Here is a 20,244-nt window from a genome sequence, read left to right as displayed (position 1 = left end):
ACCTTGCAGAGTCGGGTTGCTTTTTTTGTTATTGGACTAAGTAAAATGATGGACGTGAAAGCGATGCGCGGAGAGCTTTACCTTCTATTTGCCACCCTGCTAGCTGGGGTGGGATGGATTGCATCTAAGCTGGTGGTATTAGAAATGCCGGGGCCAGTGTTCATTGGTGTGCGATTCCTCGTCGCGAGTTTGATTCTTCTGCCGTTTTGTATTCATCACATTCGTAAGCTTTCGCTTAAGCAGGTTCTTTCTCTTTGCGGCGTTGGCTTGTTGCTGTCTGCTTCATTGCAAGTCTGGGTGTATGCAGTATCGATGACGGAAAGTTTGTCGGAAGGAGCGTTTATCATGAGCTTAGCTATGATCATCGCGCCGTTTGTCTCTTGGATTATATTTCGAGTTAAGCCTAATCGTGCCTTCTGGATGTCATTTCCAATTGCGATTATCGGTATGTTGCTACTGACCCTAACTAACGGTTGGCACGTTGAGCAGAGTCAGCTCTATTTCCTATTAGCATCGATGTTGCTTTCGGTTCACTTTGTCATGAATAAGCGAGTGATTACTAATATCAAACCTATAGCTTCAATTTGCGTTCAGCTTTTTGTGGTGGGTGTTAGTGGGTTAGCGTTTGCTTCGATGACCACTCAACCAGAGTTTGAAATAACTCAAACCTTAATATTCTGGTTTATCGTCTCAGCGGTTGTCGCGACATCGATCCGTTACTTATTGCAAACTGTCGGTCAGCACTCCGTGAACATGGAAGTGGCGGCATTGATCATGATTCTTGAGCCAGTGTGGACATTGTTATTGAGTGTCAGCGTGTTGGGTGAAACGGTTGAGATGCAAAAGCTACTTGGCGGAGCGGTGATTATTGGTTCGCTATTTTGTTATATCAAATGGTCTAGACGAAAATAAAACACTCGGCGCAAGGCCGAGTATTGGTTGTTGGTTCGTGCAAGTTTAGAACTCATTAAGCATGTACTAACAGTAAGCTCCGGTCACAGTAAGATCAGATCGCTGCGACCATCTTTTGAAGTAGCTTTATCATCTGCTGTTGTTCTTTAGCGTCCAACTCGTTCATTAGCTCTTTGTTTAAACGAATAGGGATTGGAACGAGTTGTTCTTCGAGTGCTTTCCCTTTTTCCGTTAAGTAGATTCTGAAAGAACGACGACTGTTTGGATCGGCTCTGCGTTCAACCAGTTCAAGCTTTTCTAACTTGTCTAATGTTCGTGTCGTTGTCGAATTCTCGACTTTGGACTTTGCCGCGATATCACGCTGAGTAATACCTTCCTCTTCCCATAGGCACATCAAGGTTGGCCAGAGCGCAATGGTTAAGCCATGTTCTTTCAATTCTGTGTCGAAGTCTTTGCTCGCTTTATTGGCGATCACGTTGATCATCCAACCAAAGCTATTTTGTCTATCAAATTCTTGTGACATTCGTCAGTACCTAATTCTTATGATGACATTACAACTATTGTCATCGTAACTAATACCGATGCAATTAGCACCAACATTGCTTCGTTATTTGATAAAAAAGCGAATTGACTGCTAATTTTGAATTAATCGCGAATCGTGACCTTGGTAATCACAATATCTTCGCAAGGTACATCTTCGTGTCCCCAGCGAGTAGTGGTTGGTGCAAGCGCAATCTTGTTGACCACGTCCATGCCTGCCGATACTTTGCCAAACACTGCGTAACCCCAACCTGCGTTGCTGGTCGCGGTATGGTCAAGGAAATCATTGTCGTCAAGGTTGATAAAGAACTGCGCCGTTGCTGAGTGTGGTGCGTCTGTACGAGCCATTGCCACTGAGCCAATCACGTTCTTTAGTCCACGATTCGCTTCATTGACGATAGGTGCGTGTGTTGGCTTCTCTGTCATGTCGATAGTGTGTCCACCACCTTGAATCATGAAACCCTCAATCACACGGTGAAATGTGGTGCCTTCATAGAAGCCTTCTTGGCAGTATTTAAGGAAGTTTTTTGAACTTACTGGCGCTTTCTCAAGGTTAAGTTCAATTTCGATGTCGCCAAAGTTAGTGGTCAGAATAATCATAAAGGTGCCCAATGTTCGAGTACTAATATTTTGAGTACTACAGAGTAGTGGATGACGTAATAGGGTGCAGTATATGAGAAATAACGACGGATGCCAGTGAACAGTGATTCTGACGTGTATTCAAGGGCGATCTGAATGATCTTCGAGCGTGCCATCGCGCGTTCACTTCATTCGTATAGACAAGAAAGCCAGCGAACAGGTCGCTGGCTTTGGAGGTTTTAAAGATTATTGCTTTTGATTAAAGCGTTAGAAGGTAATTTACCAGCTGGTTGTACTCTTCGTAGCTCTTGATTTGATCCGGTTTTACGATGTATTTGTTGTTAACTAATACGCCTGGAACGCCAGTTAATGTGCTCGCATCAAACTGCTTATCAAAACGCTTCTGCATTGAGTTAACTGCGAAACCGTTGTAGGCCGCATCAAACTTCTTCGCATCGATACCGTTATCAATGAAGATCTGGCGCAGTTCCGCTTCGTTTCTTGGAGTCTGTTGCTTCTCGTGAATTTTGGCGAACATTGCTGGAACCATATTGTCTTCAGCGTCGAGTGCAATCATGGTCGCGTAAGCTTTTGCCATAGGCACAGCCATGTCGTTGCCCATAAACGCTACGTGCACTTTTTGAAAGCTTGCTGATTCTGGTAGATCTTGTTTAAGGAACTCAATGACGCCTTCAAATTTGTAGCAATGAGGGCAGTAAAACGAGAAGAATTCGGTAACGACTGGCTTATCTGCTTTCGCTACGTCGAGGATCTTGTAGTGAGTACCTTCTTCAAACTGAGCGGCATTAATTGAGGCGCTCATGATCAGAGCTGCGAATAGGCTAAATAGCTTTTTCATGTGTTATTTCCTAAATTTGGATGTCATTGTTTACAGCGATAGAGCTGTATTAGTAATACGTTGGCAAGCGTTGCCAAACAGGGACAAACAATTAAGAAATAGGAGGGCGATAAGGAGCTTGTGGCGACATGATTGCCTTGTGTGAAGGCTCTTTCTCGATCAAAGCCAATGAACCAATTTGGGTATCAAAAGACTCTGACACAATCAACGGTGGCATTTTAAGCAAGCATACAGAGCCACAGCAGTGGTGTTCTACATTGGGTTGCGCGCTGGAATATGGGAATGAGTCACTGGTGTCGAATGAGGAATCGGTGTTCAGCGATAAGGTTGATAGATTTTGAGTTACCTGCATAGCATTGGCGTTCGCGATACTGTCCACACTGACGGTGGCCACTAACATAGCGAATAGCATAAAAGCATGTACCCAAATTTTGCTTATCAACTTTGGCATGGAATATTGGTCTTTGTGTCCGAATTAAGGTTGGTATGAATCACATTCTGCAACCGCTAAACAGGAAAGCGTAGAACGAGCGCATGATACATCACTCGTTTACGCATCTCTAATTAAACCCAACAAAACTTAGCAGAGCTCAACTTTTATTACGCTTGGTACTGTTTAAGGAACATCTCGACGCTGGAATTAATGATTATTTGCTTGTGCTGCTTATCAGGAGAGGGCGCATGACCAATGATCTGTGGCCAAAATGCAAAAGATTTCAGCAGGGCGATAAACTGAGTGGATGCAAACAATGGGTCGAGTTCAACCAAACGCCCATCAGCCAATGCCGCTTTGATCCAAGTCGTCAGGCCGCTTTCTGCTTGAGAATATTTTTCCATCGCTTGATGCGCGAGTTCTGCGTTATGAAAATATTCAGAGAACAGTACGCGAGATAAGTCGATGAAACCTTCAGACTCGAGAAGCTCAAGTTCTTGGTTGGCTATAGAGGTAAGTTGTTCATCTAGCGGTTGTTCGGCTTGATAGGGGAACTGAGTCGCTGCGAGTGTTTTGCTCCAAATGCTGTCTAAAATCTCATCCAGTAGCAGTTCTTTACTCGCAAAGTGATTGTAAACCGTGCGCTTTGATACTTCCGCGCGGCTCGATATTTTATCCATGCTGGTGGCTTTATAGCCATGCTCGGTAAACTCTGCGATGGCAGCGGCCACGATAGATTCGCGTTTTCTTTGGCTTAGTGTTTTTTTTACCGTCATCTGGATATTACTCAATATGTCGCGGTTAGCATTGCATACTCTAATTTTACACCAGTAAGTTTACTTTTAGAATACCAATCAGTGTATTGGTAATTAGCACGCTAGCACCTGAATCGCTTTGCAATGAACTGCGGGTGTCATAGAATCGAAAACGTATTCGAATTTTATTGATATCAACGGAAGAGAATAAACAATCAATGAGTAGTATTTTAGAGTGTATTCGTACAGTTGGACGAGGGGAAAGAGGTCGTAAGCCTTTGTCATTCGAACAAGCCTACCGCATCATGGATGAGTATTTAAGCGGAGAGGTCGGTGACGACCAAATGGCTATGCTACTGATGTTGATTCGTGTGCAGAATGAAACCAATGAAGAGATCGCAGGCTTTGTAAAAGCGTTTCAATCTCGAGTGCCAGACTTAGGTGCTGATATCGATTGGCCGTGTTATGCAGGTAAGCGTAACGATAACGCCAGTGGAAAGCCTTGGAACCTGTTGGCAGCAAAAATTCTAGCTGACAACGGCTATAAAGTATTAATGCATGGCTACATGGACAAACCCAGTGGTCGTACGCATGCCGAAACGCATTTAGAATGTGTCGGCGTTCGCAGCGCGCAAGATCCGCAAGACGCAAAGCAGATTCTAGAAGCCGATGGTATTGCTTACTTGCCTTTGGCGAACTTCGCCCCACAAGCTCAAACTATGATTGGTTGGAAACATCGTTATGGACTGAGAACTCCGATTAATACCGTTGTTCGTGCATTGAACCCTGGTGGTGGACGTTTAGGCTTGCGTGGCAGCTTTCACCCTGGATTCCCACAGCTTCATGCAGAAGTTGAGCATGTGATTGGCAATAAATCCCACTCGGTGATTTCATTTAAAGGCATGAATGGCGAATCAGAATACAACCCCAAGGTAAGCCAAACTGTCTGGATGAGTTCTCCTGAAAAGGTGGAATCTTTCTACTGGGAAGGCACGATGAATGCTGAGCTGCCTCTACCTTCTGAATGTGTACTGGGTACACCGGAAGATGAGATGGAGCTGATGGCGAATAGTGTTGTGGATAGTATGACGGCAATTTTATTCGCAGAAACGCACGATAAGGCTGAAGCTTACTCAAAGGCAGCGCGTTTGTGGGAAGCCTATTGCACTCGTTAGTAGCTACTAGCCAGTCGTTAAGAGCTAGCAAATAACGTATAGCGATTGAAATCGTGAATGAGAAGGTCAGCGAATGCTGGCCTTTTTCGTATATTTACCGTGGTAGGTATTCGCTGTTGAATTAAGTAGGCAATCATTGTCAAGGTGATTGCCTACTCATAACATGTTATTCAACGGTGTTCTGTGCTGTTGACCATGCTGCTTAAGCTTGCCGAACAAGACATGCGTTATGACTGCGCTATTTTAGGAATAGGCCGAAGTCGATCTCTTGTTCTCTTCCGTATTTAACCAGTTTCACTTTCAAGTTGTGTTCTGCTGCAAGATCAATAGCTAAGTTAGACATGCGCTTTATCTCATTAAAACAGCTTGAGATTAGGGGCTTTTCTTGGTTGTCGACAGTAGCGATAAGTGTGTTCTCTGTACCTTCGTTGTCTGCATAAACATACACGTACATGTTGTTGTCGTGTTGCATAAATTACCTAAGCTGAGCTTTTTATTATTAGTGTGATGAAGGTTACAGTATTTATGTATTCAGGCTAGCTTATGGGAGGAATCAAAGGTAAGAGTTTGTAAGCGGTGTTTAAATTTTTGCTTCATAGGCATGCGTGCAAGCCTTTTGTTACCTCGTTTTTTGCTTTGGTAGGTTTTGCCTATCAATAAAATTGTTGAAATCCATTTAGTAAAATCAAGATTTTAGACAACAATTAAGGTAACACGATAGAAAAATCGATAACAAAACGTATTTTAGGGAGAACGCAATGCATTCTATTAAAGTGAAAGATTACATGACGCCGCAGGTTGTGACATTCACTCCTGACATGCCGTTAAGTCTCGCGTTAGACAGAGTAATGCGCAGCCATCATATGGGTGGTCCAGTCATTGATGATAATGAACAAGTGATTGGTTTCCTTTCTGAACAAGATTTACTCGAGAAGTTAGTGAAGGTGAGCTATTTCTGCCAAGACACGCATATTGTAGGTGATTGTATGTACCAAGAAGTTCTCTCGGTATCACCTGAGTTATCCATTATTGAATTGGCAGATATGATGCAAGTTGGAAAACCCAAAGCTTATCCGGTACTCGATAACAAAAAGCTAGTGGGTATGATTACTCGAACCGATGTTTTGAGAGCAATCGGCAAGAACTTAGATGAATGCTTTAAACATCAGGTATAGTTTTAAACATCATGTATAGTGGTGTGTTAAGAACGATTATTTTTCTCAATACCCTCAATTGAAAAGGCGCACTAGCGCCTTTTTTCTTTGTAGAGCTTTTCTTGGTGGATCTTTTTTGTAGATCCCTAGTTTGTGGCTGACTAGCTTATAGAGCTTTATTTTGTGGTGTTCCAACTTTTGGAGGTTTCATGTCAAATCAAACTGCGAAGTTTGTAGAAGATTCAACGATGCGCCACATATTGGTGATGTCGGGGGCTGGCTCTGTTGGTTTGATGGCGTTATTCGTGGTCGATTTACTCGATATGTTGTTCATCAGTATGTTGGGACAAGTCGAATTGGCCGCGGCTGTTGGTTTTGCAGGCACACTGACATTTTTCTCTACCTCCGTTTCGATCGGTACTTCTATTGCTATGGGTGCGTTGGTTTCCAAAGCTATTGGTTCAAAGAATCAAGAACACGCTCGAAACCTCGCCACGAGTATTATGCTGACCGCTTTTGTCATCAGTTTGACGATTACTGCGGTGATGTTCGCCTATATCCCAGAGCTGCTTGCTGCGATTGGTGCAAAGGGGGTTGCCGCAGAGCGGGCGCAAGCTTACCTGCAGATCTTATTGCCAAGCGGGCCATTTCTAGCGCTAGCGATGGCTGCGGGTGCAGGCTTGAGAGCTGCAGGTGATGCCAAACGTTCGATGTGGGCGACCTTGTCGGGCGGCATTGTTAACGCGATTCTCGACCCTTTGTTTATTTTTGGTTTTGGTTGGAACATCGAAGGGGCGGCTATCGCTTCTGTCTTTGCTCGTTTTTCGGTGCTCTTTTTCTCGCTTTACCCTTTGATTCGCAGTCACCAGCTGGTGGCTCCCCCTTCTCTTGTACAATGGCGCATTAATATTCGACCAATATTGGCTATTGCGCTGCCTGCTATTATCACCAATACCGCAACGCCTATCGGTAATGCGATTGTAACGACGGGGATTGCACAATACGGAGAGGATTTTGTCGCGGGCTTTGCTGTGATAGGTCGTCTGACGCCGGTTTGTTTTGCGGTTATCTTTGCTTTGTCTGGCGCTGTGGGCCCTATTATTGGGCAAAATTTTGGTGCAGAACGAATGGACAGAGTAAAAGAAACACTCAACAACTCATTGTTGGTTACTACGGCGTACACCATCGCCGTTTGTATTCTCTTATACTTTGTCCAAGACTATGTGATCCAAGGCTTTAGCCTACAAGGTGATGCAGCAATTATTGTTGCCGCATTCTGTACCTATGTGGCGTTAACCTTCACCTTCAACGGCGCACTGTTTGTTGCCAACACGTCTTTTAATAACTTAGGTAAACCGCTTTACTCGACAGCACTGAATCTGGGTAAAGCCACTCTCGGTACATTGCCGTTCGTTTACTTAGGCTCGCAATGGTATGGCGCATTGGGTGTGCTGTATGGGCAAGCCTTGGGCAATGTTTTGTTCGGAATACTCGGTACCCTAGTGCTTCGCTATCATATTGCAGAGCTTATGCAAGGTTCCCAAGTTGATCCTGTAGAAGACGATGTGTCGATAGTCAGCTTGAATACACAACCATTCTGTTCACATGATGCCGTTCTTATTGATGATGTATCGGCGAACAGAGAAGAGTGTAAAGAGCTCAAGTCGCAATAACAGCGACACTCCAATATAGATTAGTTGGTTTGTAAATTTCTTCTTGGTCTTGGACAATTTGTTCTTGACCTTGGAGTAGTCTCCAAGGTTTATACTTTTGTTGTACTTAAGGTTCTGTTGCTCATGAGTGAGCAATAACCTCAAGGCTTTTGAGTATTAAGGAGATACATTATGTGCGCAAAACACGCAGCGTGCCGCTCAACAAAAGTGGACGTTCAACCACAAGCGACTGGAGCAAGTTGCTCTAGCCCTAAAATTTCAAGCATTACCGCAGCAGGTACTTCATCTTCATGTTGCAGCTCTTCTGCTACTGCGTCTTCATCGTCAGGAGATGATTGTTGTGGTTCAGACAGTGGAGAAGAAGACAGTCAGTCCTCTACTCAAACTTTAAATGCCCAATTTTCTAAAAGTTGGTTGGTCTCAGGAATGGACTGCTCAGCTTGTGCTAAAAAAATAGAGAAAGCCGTTAGTAACATTGAAGGTGTTATTCAAGCCAAAGTTCTCTTTGCCACCGAAAAGCTAGTTGTGAAATTCGACAATGAAAGTCTTGCCGACACCATTGAACAGGTCTCTATCAAAACGGGCTTCCCTCTTTCGGAAGTTGGTTCTAAAAAAGAAAAACAGCACCCCGAGACTTTTTGGCAAGCTCATATCCAACCTAATTTACAAATTATAGCGATTGCAGCCGCAATGCTCTTCGCAGCACTGTTGAAAAGTACTTCTCCTCAACTAAGTGAAGGTTTGTTTACCGCAACCTGTTTGCTTGGTTTGTATCCAGTGGCCAAGAAAGCAGTTCAGTTGGCACGTTCAGGTACGCCGTTTGCAATCGAAACCTTAATGAGTGTTGCCGCGCTCGGTGCTTTATACCTTGGCGAAACCGCTGAAGCTGCGATGGTTCTGTTACTGTTTTTGATTGGTGAGCGTCTAGAGGCATTTGCTTCATCAAGAGCAAGAAGTGGTGTTCAAGCCTTAATGGCATTGGTGCCAGAAAATGCCACCAAGATTATCAACGGCGACCGTGTTGACGTTGCAGTAAGTGAACTTGTTCCTGGTGACGTGATTGAAGTGGCGGCGGGTTCTCGTTTACCTGCTGATGGTCAACTTATTACCGACGCGGCGAGCTTTGATGAAAGTGCGCTAACGGGTGAGTCTGTTCCTGTCGAACATATCGAAGGCAATAGCATCATGGCTGGTGCTGTGGTGGTCGATAAAGTCGTTCGTATCACCATCACGTCAAAACAGGGTGAGAACGCGATCGACCGTATTCTTCACTTGATTGAAGAAGCAGAATCTCGTAAAGCACCGCTTGAACGTTTCCTCGATAAGTTTAGCCGCTGGTACACACCACTAATGATGTTGGTGGCTCTGTTGGTCATCATCACCCCACCATTGCTGTTCGGGCAGCCTTGGGAAACCTGGGTTTACCGAGGTCTAGCTCTATTGTTGATTGCTTGTCCGTGTGCGTTGGTAATCTCGACACCTGCTGCAATTACTTCTGGTTTAGCAGCAGCGGCGAAACGTGGCGCATTAATAAAAGGCGGCGCGGCACTAGAGCAGTTAGGGAAAATTCAAACGATTGCCTTCGATAAGACAGGTACGCTGACTGAAGGTAAGCCTCAGGTTACGGATATTCAACCTCTATCAGGTTGGAAACAAGACGCGATGCTTCGTGTAGTTGGGGCGATTGAAGTTGGTTCGACTCATCCTTTGGCGCAATCGCTTGTCGCTAAAGTTAAAGAGCTGAATGTTGAGATCCCTGAGTCACACAACAAGAAAGCGCTCATTGGTAGCGGTGTTGAAGGCGATGTCGATGGTGTTAAGTATCAGGTTTTATCACCGTCTAAAGTCACGTTCGCTCTTGGACCCGATGTGGTTTCTCAGGTAGAAGCATTAGAAGGCGAGGGCAAGACGGTTGTGGTTGCTCTTGAGCTTAAAGATCTAGAAGAGTCAACAGAACAAGCTACGACTGTGATTGGTTTGATTGCTTGGCAAGATACGTTACGTAGTGACGCTAAGCTTGCGATTGAACGACTTAATGACTTGGGTATTCAATCAATCATGCTCACAGGGGATAACCCACGAAGCGCAGCAGCGATCAGCAGCAAAATTGGTATGCAATATAAAGCGAGCCTGCTTCCAAGTGACAAGGTGTCTTATGTTGAAGAGTTATCTCAACAGTCACATGTTGCTATGGTCGGTGATGGCATCAACGATGCGCCAGCAATGAAAACGGCGAATGTCGGTATTGCTATGGGTGGTGGTACTGATGTTGCGCTTGAAACGGCAGATTCAGCACTGACTCACAACCGTTTAACTGAGCTGCCCGCGATGATTGAATTGTCGCAAGCGACTATGAATAACATTCGTCAAAACGTAGCACTAGCGCTCGGTTTGAAAGGTGTGTTCTTGGTGACCAGTTTGCTTGGTATTACCGGGCTTTGGGTTGCCGTTCTTGCAGATAGTGGCGCGACAGCTCTGGTGACACTCAACGCACTGCGCCTGCTTCGATTCAAGTCTAAATCGGATTAAGTTCAGCTCTCAGACATAGACGCTCTTAATTTTAAAAGCGTCTTATATAAGAAGCATCTCGCATAAAAGCGCCTTTAGCGGTCATACGTTAAAGGCGTTTTTTGTCTCATTAGTATGCAACGCAGCCGTTCGGATTGCTTATTTTTGTGATGCCAATCGGTTTTTCGTGAAACCTGAAATGTTGTTGCGATCATTGGTGTGATGTTCGTCACTTCATTTCATTATGAGCTTGGTTAGAGTGTGTTCGTACCCCACGAATTTACTATGAGCTTAAATAAGGGTAAAAAGCCCAATAAGCCAAAAGGAGCGAACTATGTCTCAAGCTGTTTTCCACTTAGGTGTTACTGAAGCAGATCTTAACGGTGCTACTCTTGCGATCATTCCTGGTGATCCTGCTCGTGTGCAAAAAATTGCAGAAGAGATGGAGAATCCCGTATTTCTTGCGAGTCACCGTGAATACACGCTTTACCGCGCAGAGCTAGACGGTAAGCCAGTTGTTGTATGTTCAACAGGTATCGGCGGCCCATCTACTTCTATCGCAGTTGAAGAGCTTGCTCAGCTTGGTGTTCGTACTTTCCTACGTGTTGGGACTACTGGTGCGATCCAACCTCACGTAAACGTGGGTGACATGATTGTTTCTACGGGTTCTGTTCGTCTAGACGGCGCTAGCCTGCACTTCGCTCCTATGGAGTTTCCAGCAGTTGCTGACTTCGAAGTTGCTACAGCAATGAAAGCAGCAGTTGAAGAATCAGGCGCAGCAGTTCACATGGGCGTAACCGCTTCAAGTGATACTTTCTACCCAGGTCAAGAGCGTTACGACACGTTCTCTGGTCGCGTGGTTAAGCGTTTCCAGGGTTCTATGCAAGAATGGCAAGACATGGGTGTTCTTAACTTCGAAATGGAATCTGCAACGCTACTAACAATGTGTGCAAGTTCTGGTTTGAAAGCAGGTTGTGTTGCTGGTGTGATCATCAACCGTACTCAAAAAGAGATACCTGATCACGAGACACTAAAAGTAACTGAAGCGCGCTCAATCAAAGTGGTTGTAGAAGCTGCTCGTAAAATGCTTTAAGTCGGTAACAGTACTTTTAGTTTTAAAGTGCTTTAAGTTTTCAATTGCTTTAAGTTTTCAATTGCTTTAAGTCTTAAAACGACTTCAAATTTTGAAAATGGCCACATCGAATGATGTGGCCATTTTTTTGCGTGTTTACAAGTCCTTTGAGCTTTTTACCTTGCGAGCTTTAGACTTTGTAAACGTAGACCTTGTGAGCTCTAAACCTTGTGAATATCTAGATGCTGTAAAGTTTAGACCTTGTTAATACGGGCGGGGTAGTGGATATAAGTCATTTACTACGATTGGCATAATCGTTACGGGTACAAAAAAGGCGAGTGACTTAAGCGGTCATTCGCCTTTTTGTTTTTGAGAATTCGATATGTTCGAGTTTCTTAAATTAGCACTCTAAATCTTCATCACCACCGGCAGCGGTAAACCATGCCGCGAGATGTGTTTTAAGATCTTTTAATTCGTCAGGGCCAATCAATGCAAGGCCAAGATCTTCTGCTCGTGTGATGTCATTATGACGAAGAGGGCGGAAGCTCACCAACATTGCACGGGCCTGTAGGCCACCTAGCAGGTCTCTGAGCGATTCCAGCTTGTACAAGGTATCATCGCCATCATCTCGCATACCTTTGGTCTTACACTCGATGATGTGCAGCTTATTGTTCACTACAGAAGCAACATCAAGCTCATTACGAACCTCACGCTCACCGAGTTGACGATAAACCTGAACATTCAAAGAGCGGTCTTGAATGGTCGGCATGTCATCTTGGATCTGCTTTACGGTGCTATGAACCAATGTCTCAAGCCATTCGCCGTTTGAGAAGCGTCGCGCGTCTTCATTGGCAAACGTCAAAATACCATTGTCATAAGTGGCAATCTTAGCTTCAACCAAATCGCTCAACAGCATGTTCAGCTCGCGATAACCTTGTTGCTTCTCAGACAAGCCCACATCAAGCCTCTGTTCTTTACGGCAGGTCGTTGCAAGGTAGTTCAATGTAGCAAGGCCTGGGCCTAATTCTAATGCGTTACTTGCCCAACGCTCACCCAGTTCATACAGTTTTTGGTCAAGTTGCGGAGACAGTTGTACATCGCTGAATTCACCACGAGCACCGAATACCGTTAAGTAGTCATCGATAGTGATGCGGTCTTGAACTTGTGCGTCTTCTTTCCCATTCGGGTAAAGCCAGCACAGCTTGTCACTGTTTGGTTCAACAACAAAGATTGGCCAGTGGTAAGTACGAAATACTTCATAGACAGACAGTAGGCGGTGACGAAGGCCACAACTTGCGTTGAGCTTCACTTCTTGTCCCCGAGCTTTTAAGTCTTCAGCAAGGTTTTGGATCGATTCTTTAATTGCAGAGGTGTTTACGATAGTTGGAATCTCGAAAAATTCACTCGTAATATCACGCTTCTGCAAAACGCTGTCTAAGCGTTGATAGATACTGATTTGATTTTTGTCACCGATGAACACGATGTGAGTGCTGATCGTTCGGTTGTCGAGTAGTGGGGTGATCAACCGAATGGGGTCTTGATCGATAATGCCAACATGAACAGCCATATAAATTCCTTAATAGCGGCTCGCTCATAAAGGTGAAAGAAAAACGGGAAGCAGCAAGCCTTTATAATCATATAATGACAAAGCTCATAAAAAACAAGGGCAACCCTTGATAAAAGTTGCCCTTGTTCAATTAGTTATCACTATTGGGTGAGATATCCCAACATTTCAGGTGAATATCTATTGGTTCTTCGTTTACTTATAGCTTGAATTGATGAACTAAATCGCCTTGCTGGTTTGCCAGAATTGTTAGGTTTTGGCTTGCCTCTGCAATTGATGACATCGCTTGATAACTCTTATCAGCAATCTGGTTGATGTCTTCAATGTTACGCGCGATATCACCCGAAGTTTCACTCTGCTCAGCCGCGGCTTGAGAAATGTGCGTACTCATTCGACTGATTTCTAGAATCAATGCCTGAATTTCTTCCATAGCACTATTAGCACTTGAAGCTTGTTGAACCGACATATCCATATCGCTCATGCAGCTTTCAATCACATTGCTTGCTGTTTTAGAACTTGATTGTAGGTTACTGATCATGGTCTCAATTTCAGACGTCGATTGAGTTGTCTTTTGTGCCAGTACTCGGACTTCATCTGCAACTACAGCAAATCCACGGCCTTGTTCACCTGCGCGCGCGGCTTCGATTGCTGCGTTGAGTGCAAGTAGGTTGGTTTGATCTGCAATACCACGAATAACATCGAGGATAGAGCCAATCTGGCTACTCATTTGTTGTAGCTCGCCTACAGCACCCACGGATTCAGTCAGGCGCACCTCAAGTTGATTGATGGTACTGATGTTGGTGTTCATGACCTGACGACCTGATTCAGAAGCCGATTCTACTTGTTGAACCATAGTTAACGAGCTTTGCGCGCTGTTTGCTACTTCTTGTACAGAGTGAGACATTTGTGTCATTGCCGTTGCGACGGTTGCTGTTTGTTCACGCTGGCTGTTCAATTGAGCCTGTGTCTCAGAAGAGGTTTTTTGGTTTACGCTTGCAGTATTGGTTAGGTCATCTGAAGCGTCATTCAGTTTCACCAGAATATTGTGCAGGTTGTCGGCTAAGGTATTGATGTGACGGCTTACTCGGCTGAATTCGTTGTCGTATCGAATATCGATACGCTGAGTCATATCTCCTTCAGTCAGGCCTTCTAATGTACCTAGGATACGCGTTAGTGGCTCTCTTACACTATGTGCAATGTGGTAACCAATTGCTGCAGCGAATACGGTGACAACAATGCCAATTGCAATCGCTTTGAATAGACCGTTGTCGTAGATGCTGCTCGCATCTGCTAATGATGAGTTGAGTTGCTCTTCCGCTGTGACGTTGAAAGAATCCAGTACCGCCATTGCTTGGTCGACTTCAACGGCTAGATTAGCAATGTTGATGTACAAGGCTTCTTTCGCTTTCAGATAGTTATTATGTTTATCTAAAACACCGCCTTTTTGTCCCACGTCTTTGGTGAAGTTTTTAACCGATTCATCGAAAACATTTTTTATCGCAGGCAATTGTGTCGCTAAGCCACGGTACGCGTAGTTTAGGTGGGTAACGGCCTTTTTGTTTTGGTTGACGGCTTTTTGTACGAAGGCAACATCAGAACTTGCTAGTGCATCAGAGGTAATCACCTCGGCGTCTTGTAGTTTAATAAAGTAGCTCTTTGCCATCACTTTTACAGAGATGCTTTTTTGGTCGGCAACGTACTCTTTCATGCCAACGGTCAATTCTGAATGTAAGCGTTGGAAATCACGTGATGCTTTTTGTACTTGCTCTTGCGCCTCAAACATAGCGATATAATTGTTCATCGCTTCATCGCTTCATCTGCTTCGGTGAAGTAACGTTCTTCCATCGCTCTTAATTGCGTGATGCGCTCAGTGAGCGAGGTATTGTCTTGGCTTGCTGTTTCTAGGCTACCTAGAACTTCAGAAAAAGCGTTTTGTGATGCAGCAAACTCTGTACGCATTGCAGACATACGCTCAGAATTTTGTGTGGTTAAGAAGTCTTTAAATGACTTGTCAGCGGAAAGTAATTGGACACTTGTTTGGTTTGAAAGCGCAACCAGCGGCAATGAGACTTTTGAGACGCTCTCAAAATTGCTATGTATCTGATTCATGCTGCTCATCATGATGGTTATCGTGACTGCGAACATGATGATGATCAGTGCGAAACCAGCGTACATACGCTTGATCACAGATCCCTTCATGACTTTCTCCCTAAATAAATGTGGACCTAATACCAGGTCAAAACAAAACTAACAAAATTATCAGGATTCTATTGAGCTCGGCTTACGCATTTTATGACGCACACGTCAAAAATAGTCCTTTGTTCTAACCAATATGCCATTCTTGAGAGGCAAGGCGTGTTTTTTTTGATTTGCACGGTGTTTTTTATTATGCTTTAAAGCAGGTTTATTGTGGTTTGATGCGGCATAGCGCATACTCAAAGCATTAAAAAATAAATGTTTTATCGGAGAGAAACATGGCTGAAGAAACCATTTTTAGTAAGATCATCAATAAAGAAATCCCAGCAGATCTACTATACCAAGACGATTTAGTAACCGCATTTCGCGATATTAACCCTCGTGCTCCTAGTCATATTCTAATTATTCCTAACAAGCTGATTCCAACAACGAATGATGTTGAAACGGAAGATGAAGCAATGATGGGACGTATGTTTACTGTTGCTCGTAAGTTAGCAAAAGAAGAAGGCATTGCAGAAGATGGCTATCGTCTTATTGTGAACTGCAATTCTCACGGTGGCCAAGAGGTTTACCATATTCACATGCATTTGGTTGGTGGCCGCCCGCTTGGCCCGCTTTTAATGAGTTAATTAAAAGGCTAATAAGCTAACGAAACAGTTAATGATCTCGTTAATACAAGTTAATGGTTAATTAACATAAACAGCGAGTTGGAAAATTTGTTGTTTGTATGCCAACTTTTAGTTTTATCTGTTGTCTGAATATCGGCTTCGCTCAGGCAGAGCTAATTAAGCAAGGGATTACCTTGCTTAATATCCTTTTTACAGCGTGTTTCGTTTTGATAATGAGACTAGGGTCTGTTGAACTTTCGAGCTGATTTTTGCAGCACTTTGTGGGAAATTTTTACAAGGCAGAGGCTTTGAGGTGTAGCTAGCCTACATGAGAAGCTGATAACGCAGTAGAAATGAACCACAAAGACTGCCCGAAGGGTTCGGCTAGAATCGTTTTATGCTTTGTTAAGAAGTATTAACTTAGAATGACTAGGCTACATACTCCTTGCCGCGCCTAAAACGATTCTATCTCGAACAAAATTTAACCACGAAAGGTCAACAGACCCTAACAAAGTTGGCATTTTAAACATGCACGGAGACGATAAGTGAAGCACCAGTTTAGATTCGCTTCCATTGCCCTGTTATCGGCGTTGACAGCGGGTTGTGCGAATATGTCGGCAGGGAGCCTGTTCAGTCATTACAGCGCGCAAAACAAAGAAATTTACCAAGCAGTCAAGTCTGGGGATTATTCAACGGCTCAACAAGAGTTACCAGATTACGTAGCAGGTGACATTCTTGATAACTTTGAAAAAGGTAGAATTAATCTACTTGATCAAAAATATCCTGAGAGTAAGTCGTCGCTCGAACTGGCCGATCAGGCAGTAAAAGATCAGCAAAGTAAAGCGGTGATCTCTGTATCAGACAGTGCAACCAGTGTCGGCGCGTTGGCTGTGAATGACAATATTACCGAGTATGTGCCTGCTGACTATGAGTTGGGTTTTCTGCATTTATATCTTGGTTTGAATTATTTAAAGAAAAACGACTTAGAAGGTGCGGTGATCGAAATGCGTCGCGCTAACCAAGTTCAGGAACAAGCCAAGAAACAACGTGAAGCTGAGTTAGAAAGTGCTGCTAGCGACGCAAAATCTCAAGGATTGTCTGCCAACGTGGGTAGTATTCTTGCGAATTATCCTGATGCGGGTAAAAAGCTGCAATCTGTGCAAAATGCGTATTTGATGTTTTTGTCTGGCCTGCTTTACGAAGCATCTAACGATCTGAACAGCGCTTATGTGGACTATCGACGTGCTTTGGCCATCATGCCTGAGAACCAAGAAATCATCGATAGAACCATGGCAACAGCTGCTCGCTTAGGCATGCGACAAGATTTAGCAACACTGAAAAAGCGCTACAAACAGTCATCTAAGTTAGGGGCAAGCGAAGGGCGAGTAATTGTGCTTCAAGAACAAAGTGCAGTTCAAGCGATGGACAGTTGGCGATTAGATTTACCTATTTATGACAGTCGCGATCAGGGCGCAATATACTCTCTGGCGCTGCCATATTACCCGCGCCAAAACGTAGAACGTTTTTCTGCGCTACGAATCAGCGGGCAACCGTTGTCTGAGCATTTGATTACGGATGTGAATGCGATGGCGCAGAATGATTTATCTGAACGTATGACGAGCATTGTTATTCGCCAAGCGTTACGTGTGGTCGCGAAAGACCGCATCCGTAAAGAAGCAACTCAAGGTAACGATGTCGGTAACATTTTGTTCAATGTCTGGAATGCATTCACGGAACAACCAGACACTCGAAGCTGGCAATCTTTACCTGCGGAAATAAAGACCAGCACGTTTGTAGCAAACAGTGGTCAATATACGTTAGAAGCGGGCACTAAAACGTATGACTTTGATATTCGAGAAGGGCAGACCACTTTGGTGTGGATTTCTCGACAAGGAAACAATGCAACAATGTGGCATAAACAGCTAGGGAGGCTGTAATGAAAAAGTGGTTAGTGAGCTTAGCAGCGGTTATGGCTCTGGCTGGTTGTGCTGATAATACAGCTGGCGTAAGGTAGATAGTCAAACTCAGAACGTTTTCTTTGGTGATAAGGTATTGGGTAGCCGCTTACAGGTTGAAGATATCCGAACTGACCTCGTCGACGGTCATACGCGAGGAATCGTGCGTTTAAACAGTAACTATAAAGGCGATCAACATATCCTTTATCGCTTTTACTGGTACGACGATGCTGGTCTTGAGGTCAACCTAAAGCAAGGACCTTGGAAGCAAGCGATTGTTCGTGGCTTTGAAAGTATTTCGTTGTCGGAAGTGTCGGTAAATCCGAAAGCGACTCAGTTCAGAGTTCAGTTCAGAGAGCAGTAAACTTTCGTTTGGAACCGCTCATATTTAGAGTGGTTCCAAGCTTTATAGCAAAGACGAGATAGAACGGGTCTAAGGATTCGAAAATACAAAAATTTAAGAGAGTGGGTAACCCCGCTTAGTGATTAGTTAAGGAAACAAAATGAAAAAGAGTGTCATTGCGCTACTAGGTTTAGCGGTTATTTTAGGCGGTTGTTCAAACAAGGTAAGCTACGGTGATGCACAATCAGTAGAAACCACGACAATCGATTTCGGTTCAACTGACCTTCAAACGATTGCGGGCGAAATGGTCGATAGCATGATGGCGTCTGGTTCTGTGTCTTACATTACTCGTGATCAACGTCCAATCGTGTTCGTAGAGCGAATCAAGAACAAAACAAGTGAGCACATCGATACTGAGTCAATCACTGATACCATCAGTACTAAAATGCTGAACTCTGGTAAGTTCCGTTTCGTTGATATGGACCGTGTAGAGTCTGTTCGTGAACAATTGAATTTCCAAAATAACGATGAGCTTGTAAATCAAAGCTCAGCAATCCAATTTGGTAAAATGGTTGGTGCTCAGTACATGTTGTACGGCAACCTATCAAGCATCGTTAAGAAAGCGGGCAGCGACGAAGACGTATACTACAAAATGACCATGCGCCTAATGGATCTTGAGTCTGGCTTGATTGAATGGGCTGACGAAACTGAAATCCGTAAGCAACAATCTAAGAGCTTGCTGGGCTTTTAATTAAGTTTACTTGGCTTCTAATTAGCTTACTGGGTTTTTAATTTAGCTTATTGAGCTTCTTAAATGGTTTAGTGTGCTATTAACTTGGCTTAGTCATGCCTCAACGCAGTACATGTTATTTGCTGTGATTGGTATTAATGAAGAGGCACTGGCTTTTGGTCAGTGCCTTTTTTGTAGGGAAATTAAGACGTTTATAGGGCAGTTAAGACGTTTATAGGGAGTAAATATGGCGATTTTTTCTTGGTCTGAAGCAAAGCTTCTTGATACCAGTTTGAGTTCTCTTGATGGCTACTTTTCTGAGCCTCCAATCAGAGCACAGACACTTACAGGTGGGTTGACTAATCGATGTTGGAAATTGGTTTTAGCCGATGGCACCGCGTATGTTTGGCGTCCAATTACCCCCATCACCAAAGCGTTCTTCATCTCTCGCCATGAAGAGTATCAAGTACTGTCTGCTATTGAGCGCCTAGATATCGGCCCAAGTCCGATAGTGGTCAATGAGCAAGGCTTATTGGTTGAATGGATCGCGGGTGAGACGTTGTACGAAGGACTCGAGCAGGATGATTTACTGAAGACGCTGATCTCGGTGCATTTGGTTAATACTGCGCGCCTGCCGCTCCAACCGTTCAGTTATACGGCTCGAGTTGACCACTACTGGCTTCAGCTTGATGCGGTTCATAAGACTGAAACCTGCACTAAGATTTATCAAGAGTGGCGCGTGGCTCCAAGTATCCCAAGTGTAGGCCTGTCTTTGTGTCATTTTGATCTCGGTGGCTATAACCTTGTGAAGAATCAAGATGGGATTAAGATCATTGACTGGGAATACGCAGCGCTAGCAGACCCAAGGCTTGATCTTACGCTGACTATTGCTGTTGCCCGATTACCAGTTACAGAAGCTGTTAATAAGTACTGTCAGCTAAGAGGTATCCATGATCCCCAATCGTGGCTTGACGGAGTAGAAGCCTGGTTACCAAGAAGCCAAATGATGGCAATGCTGTGGTATTTACTTGCTCATCAGCTATGGGGCGATGACAGTTATCTGCGTGAAGCAGAGGCTCTTAGTCACACTTTATGTAGCTATGATCACGTTTAGGAAGTGAAAAATATAATTTCAGAGGTCTTCCCTTTAAAACCTTGTTTTTCGTGTTAGATTGATCAAAACGTACC

17 protein-coding genes and 3 pseudogenes are annotated in these 20,244 nt (G+C 44.1%); 11 read left to right on the top strand and 9 right to left on the bottom strand.

The genetic code is table 11. The annotated features are described in order from the left end of the window. The first annotated feature begins 45 nt into the window (after positions 1-45). Entirely contained in the window at positions 46-912 is an 867-nt protein-coding gene (locus tag ACED60_RS08710; protein ID WP_371727325.1) for a DMT family transporter, read from the top strand. Between the two features lie 94 nt (positions 913-1,006). Here ACED60_RS08710 and ACED60_RS08705 read toward each other — a convergent pair whose 3' ends face one another. From ACED60_RS08705 to ACED60_RS08680, 6 genes and pseudogenes are all read right to left on the bottom strand, one after another. Then, entirely contained in the window at positions 1,007-1,435 is a 429-nt protein-coding gene (locus tag ACED60_RS08705; RefSeq protein ID WP_009847173.1) for a MarR family winged helix-turn-helix transcriptional regulator, read from the bottom strand. Between the two features lie 17 nt (positions 1,436-1,452). Beyond that, positions 1,453-1,557: pseudogene (locus ACED60_RS08700) on the bottom strand (hydrogenase); the annotation flags it as partial. Then, positions 1,558-2,052, bottom strand: a complete 495-nt coding sequence (locus ACED60_RS08695; protein WP_012604419.1) for a peptidylprolyl isomerase — start codon at positions 2,050-2,052, stop codon at positions 1,558-1,560. It abuts the pseudogene before it with no gap. 238 nt (positions 2,053-2,290) lie between these two features. Next, positions 2,291-2,890 carry a thiol:disulfide interchange protein DsbA/DsbL gene (locus ACED60_RS08690; RefSeq protein ID WP_009847171.1) on the bottom strand — a complete coding sequence of 200 codons (600 nt, stop codon included), beginning with the start codon at positions 2,888-2,890 and terminating at the stop codon, positions 2,291-2,293. A 91-nt stretch (positions 2,891-2,981) separates the two neighbouring features. Next, entirely contained in the window at positions 2,982-3,341 is a 360-nt protein-coding gene (locus tag ACED60_RS08685) for a hypothetical protein (RefSeq protein WP_012604418.1), read from the bottom strand. A gap of 149 nt (positions 3,342-3,490) precedes the next feature. Continuing rightward, positions 3,491-4,099 (bottom strand): TetR/AcrR family transcriptional regulator, encoded by a 609-nt coding sequence (locus tag ACED60_RS08680; protein WP_009847169.1) that lies wholly within the window; start codon positions 4,097-4,099, stop codon positions 3,491-3,493. A 167-nt stretch (positions 4,100-4,266) separates the two neighbouring features. Between ACED60_RS08680 and ACED60_RS08675 the strand changes: the two genes are divergently transcribed. Further along, positions 4,267-5,253 (top strand): glycosyl transferase family protein, encoded by a 987-nt coding sequence (locus ACED60_RS08675; RefSeq protein ID WP_017096890.1) that lies wholly within the window; start codon positions 4,267-4,269, stop codon positions 5,251-5,253. A gap of 238 nt (positions 5,254-5,491) precedes the next feature. On the opposite strand, the gene ACED60_RS08670 is transcribed toward ACED60_RS08675, so the two are convergent. Next, positions 5,492-5,725 (bottom strand): hypothetical protein, encoded by a 234-nt coding sequence (locus ACED60_RS08670; protein WP_371727324.1) that lies wholly within the window; start codon positions 5,723-5,725, stop codon positions 5,492-5,494. 286 nt (positions 5,726-6,011) lie between these two features. Between ACED60_RS08670 and ACED60_RS08665 the strand changes: the two genes are divergently transcribed. The 4 genes from ACED60_RS08665 to udp all read left to right on the top strand — a co-directional run bounded on the left by ACED60_RS08665 (position 6,012) and on the right by udp (position 11,681). After that, positions 6,012-6,428 (top strand): CBS domain-containing protein, encoded by a 417-nt coding sequence (locus ACED60_RS08665; protein ID WP_009847166.1) that lies wholly within the window; start codon positions 6,012-6,014, stop codon positions 6,426-6,428. 188 nt (positions 6,429-6,616) lie between these two features. Further along, positions 6,617-8,080, top strand: a complete 1,464-nt coding sequence (locus ACED60_RS08660) for an MATE family efflux transporter (RefSeq protein WP_371727323.1) — start codon at positions 6,617-6,619, stop codon at positions 8,078-8,080. 171 nt (positions 8,081-8,251) lie between these two features. Continuing rightward, the gene (locus tag ACED60_RS08655) at positions 8,252-10,609 is read left to right on the top strand and encodes a zinc/cadmium/mercury/lead-transporting ATPase (protein ID WP_371727322.1); all 2,358 of its coding nucleotides are present in this window, start codon (positions 8,252-8,254) and stop codon (positions 10,607-10,609) included. 313 nt (positions 10,610-10,922) lie between these two features. Then, complete coding sequence (gene udp, locus ACED60_RS08650) at positions 10,923-11,681, top strand: uridine phosphorylase (RefSeq protein ID WP_009847163.1); 759 nt, start codon at positions 10,923-10,925, stop codon at positions 11,679-11,681. Between the two features lie 379 nt (positions 11,682-12,060). Here udp and ACED60_RS08645 read toward each other — a convergent pair whose 3' ends face one another. Then, positions 12,061-13,227 (bottom strand): DUF1887 family protein, encoded by a 1,167-nt coding sequence (locus tag ACED60_RS08645; RefSeq protein ID WP_009847162.1) that lies wholly within the window; start codon positions 13,225-13,227, stop codon positions 12,061-12,063. A gap of 196 nt (positions 13,228-13,423) precedes the next feature. Then, positions 13,424-15,423, bottom strand: a pseudogene (locus tag ACED60_RS08640) (methyl-accepting chemotaxis protein). 275 nt (positions 15,424-15,698) lie between these two features. On the opposite strand from ACED60_RS08640, the gene hinT reads away from it, so the two are divergent. The 5 genes and pseudogenes from hinT to ACED60_RS08615 all read left to right on the top strand — a co-directional run bounded on the left by hinT (position 15,699) and on the right by ACED60_RS08615 (position 20,170). Then, the gene (gene hinT / locus ACED60_RS08635) at positions 15,699-16,049 is read left to right on the top strand and encodes a purine nucleoside phosphoramidase (RefSeq protein WP_012604413.1); all 351 of its coding nucleotides are present in this window, start codon (positions 15,699-15,701) and stop codon (positions 16,047-16,049) included. A gap of 524 nt (positions 16,050-16,573) precedes the next feature. Then, complete coding sequence (locus ACED60_RS08630) at positions 16,574-17,965, top strand: COG3014 family protein (protein ID WP_017104113.1); 1,392 nt, start codon at positions 16,574-16,576, stop codon at positions 17,963-17,965. Next, positions 17,965-18,347: pseudogene (locus tag ACED60_RS08625) on the top strand (YcfL family protein). The gene ACED60_RS08630 and the pseudogene ACED60_RS08625 overlap by 1 nt, the downstream one beginning before the upstream one ends. Positions 18,348-18,486: 139 nt before the next feature. Further along, the gene (gene lpoB, locus ACED60_RS08620) at positions 18,487-19,077 is read left to right on the top strand and encodes a penicillin-binding protein activator LpoB (RefSeq protein ID WP_012604411.1); all 591 of its coding nucleotides are present in this window, start codon (positions 18,487-18,489) and stop codon (positions 19,075-19,077) included. Positions 19,078-19,303: 226 nt separating this feature from the next. Beyond that, positions 19,304-20,170, top strand: a complete 867-nt coding sequence (locus tag ACED60_RS08615; protein WP_017096884.1) for a phosphotransferase — start codon at positions 19,304-19,306, stop codon at positions 20,168-20,170. The last annotated feature ends 74 nt before the right edge of the window (positions 20,171-20,244 follow it).

Origin of the sequence: Vibrio sp. 1F279 (assembly GCF_041439815.1) — a bacterium.
Classification (GTDB): Bacteria; Pseudomonadota; Gammaproteobacteria; order Enterobacterales; family Vibrionaceae; genus Vibrio; species Vibrio tasmaniensis_A.
The sequence above is the reverse complement of the archived record's forward strand: the minus strand, read 5'-3'. Positions and strand labels throughout refer to the sequence as shown.

What these genes read in the sequence shown, in the direction of transcription:
- ACED60_RS08655 (WP_371727322.1), top strand. Translation starts at nt 8,252, where the DNA reads ATGTGCGCAAAACACGCAGCGTGCCGCTCAACAAAAGTGGACGTTCAA.
- ACED60_RS08685 (WP_012604418.1), bottom strand. Translation starts at nt 3,341, where the DNA reads ATGCCAAAGTTGATAAGCAAAATTTGGGTACATGCTTTTATGCTATTC.
- ACED60_RS08710 (WP_371727325.1), top strand. Translation starts at nt 46, where the DNA reads ATGATGGACGTGAAAGCGATGCGCGGAGAGCTTTACCTTCTATTTGCC.
- ACED60_RS08645 (WP_009847162.1), bottom strand. Translation starts at nt 13,227, where the DNA reads ATGGCTGTTCATGTTGGCATTATCGATCAAGACCCCATTCGGTTGATC.
- ACED60_RS08665 (WP_009847166.1), top strand. Translation starts at nt 6,012, where the DNA reads ATGCATTCTATTAAAGTGAAAGATTACATGACGCCGCAGGTTGTGACA.
- ACED60_RS08660 (WP_371727323.1), top strand. Translation starts at nt 6,617, where the DNA reads ATGTCAAATCAAACTGCGAAGTTTGTAGAAGATTCAACGATGCGCCAC.
- lpoB (WP_012604411.1), top strand. Translation starts at nt 18,487, where the DNA reads ATGAAAAAGAGTGTCATTGCGCTACTAGGTTTAGCGGTTATTTTAGGC.
- hinT (WP_012604413.1), top strand. Translation starts at nt 15,699, where the DNA reads ATGGCTGAAGAAACCATTTTTAGTAAGATCATCAATAAAGAAATCCCA.
- ACED60_RS08680 (WP_009847169.1), bottom strand. Translation starts at nt 4,099, where the DNA reads ATGACGGTAAAAAAAACACTAAGCCAAAGAAAACGCGAATCTATCGTG.
- ACED60_RS08615 (WP_017096884.1), top strand. Translation starts at nt 19,304, where the DNA reads ATGGCGATTTTTTCTTGGTCTGAAGCAAAGCTTCTTGATACCAGTTTG.
- ACED60_RS08690 (WP_009847171.1), bottom strand. Translation starts at nt 2,890, where the DNA reads ATGAAAAAGCTATTTAGCCTATTCGCAGCTCTGATCATGAGCGCCTCA.
- ACED60_RS08670 (WP_371727324.1), bottom strand. Translation starts at nt 5,725, where the DNA reads ATGCAACACGACAACAACATGTACGTGTATGTTTATGCAGACAACGAA.
- udp (WP_009847163.1), top strand. Translation starts at nt 10,923, where the DNA reads ATGTCTCAAGCTGTTTTCCACTTAGGTGTTACTGAAGCAGATCTTAAC.
- ACED60_RS08705 (WP_009847173.1), bottom strand. Translation starts at nt 1,435, where the DNA reads ATGTCACAAGAATTTGATAGACAAAATAGCTTTGGTTGGATGATCAAC.
- ACED60_RS08695 (WP_012604419.1), bottom strand. Translation starts at nt 2,052, where the DNA reads ATGATTATTCTGACCACTAACTTTGGCGACATCGAAATTGAACTTAAC.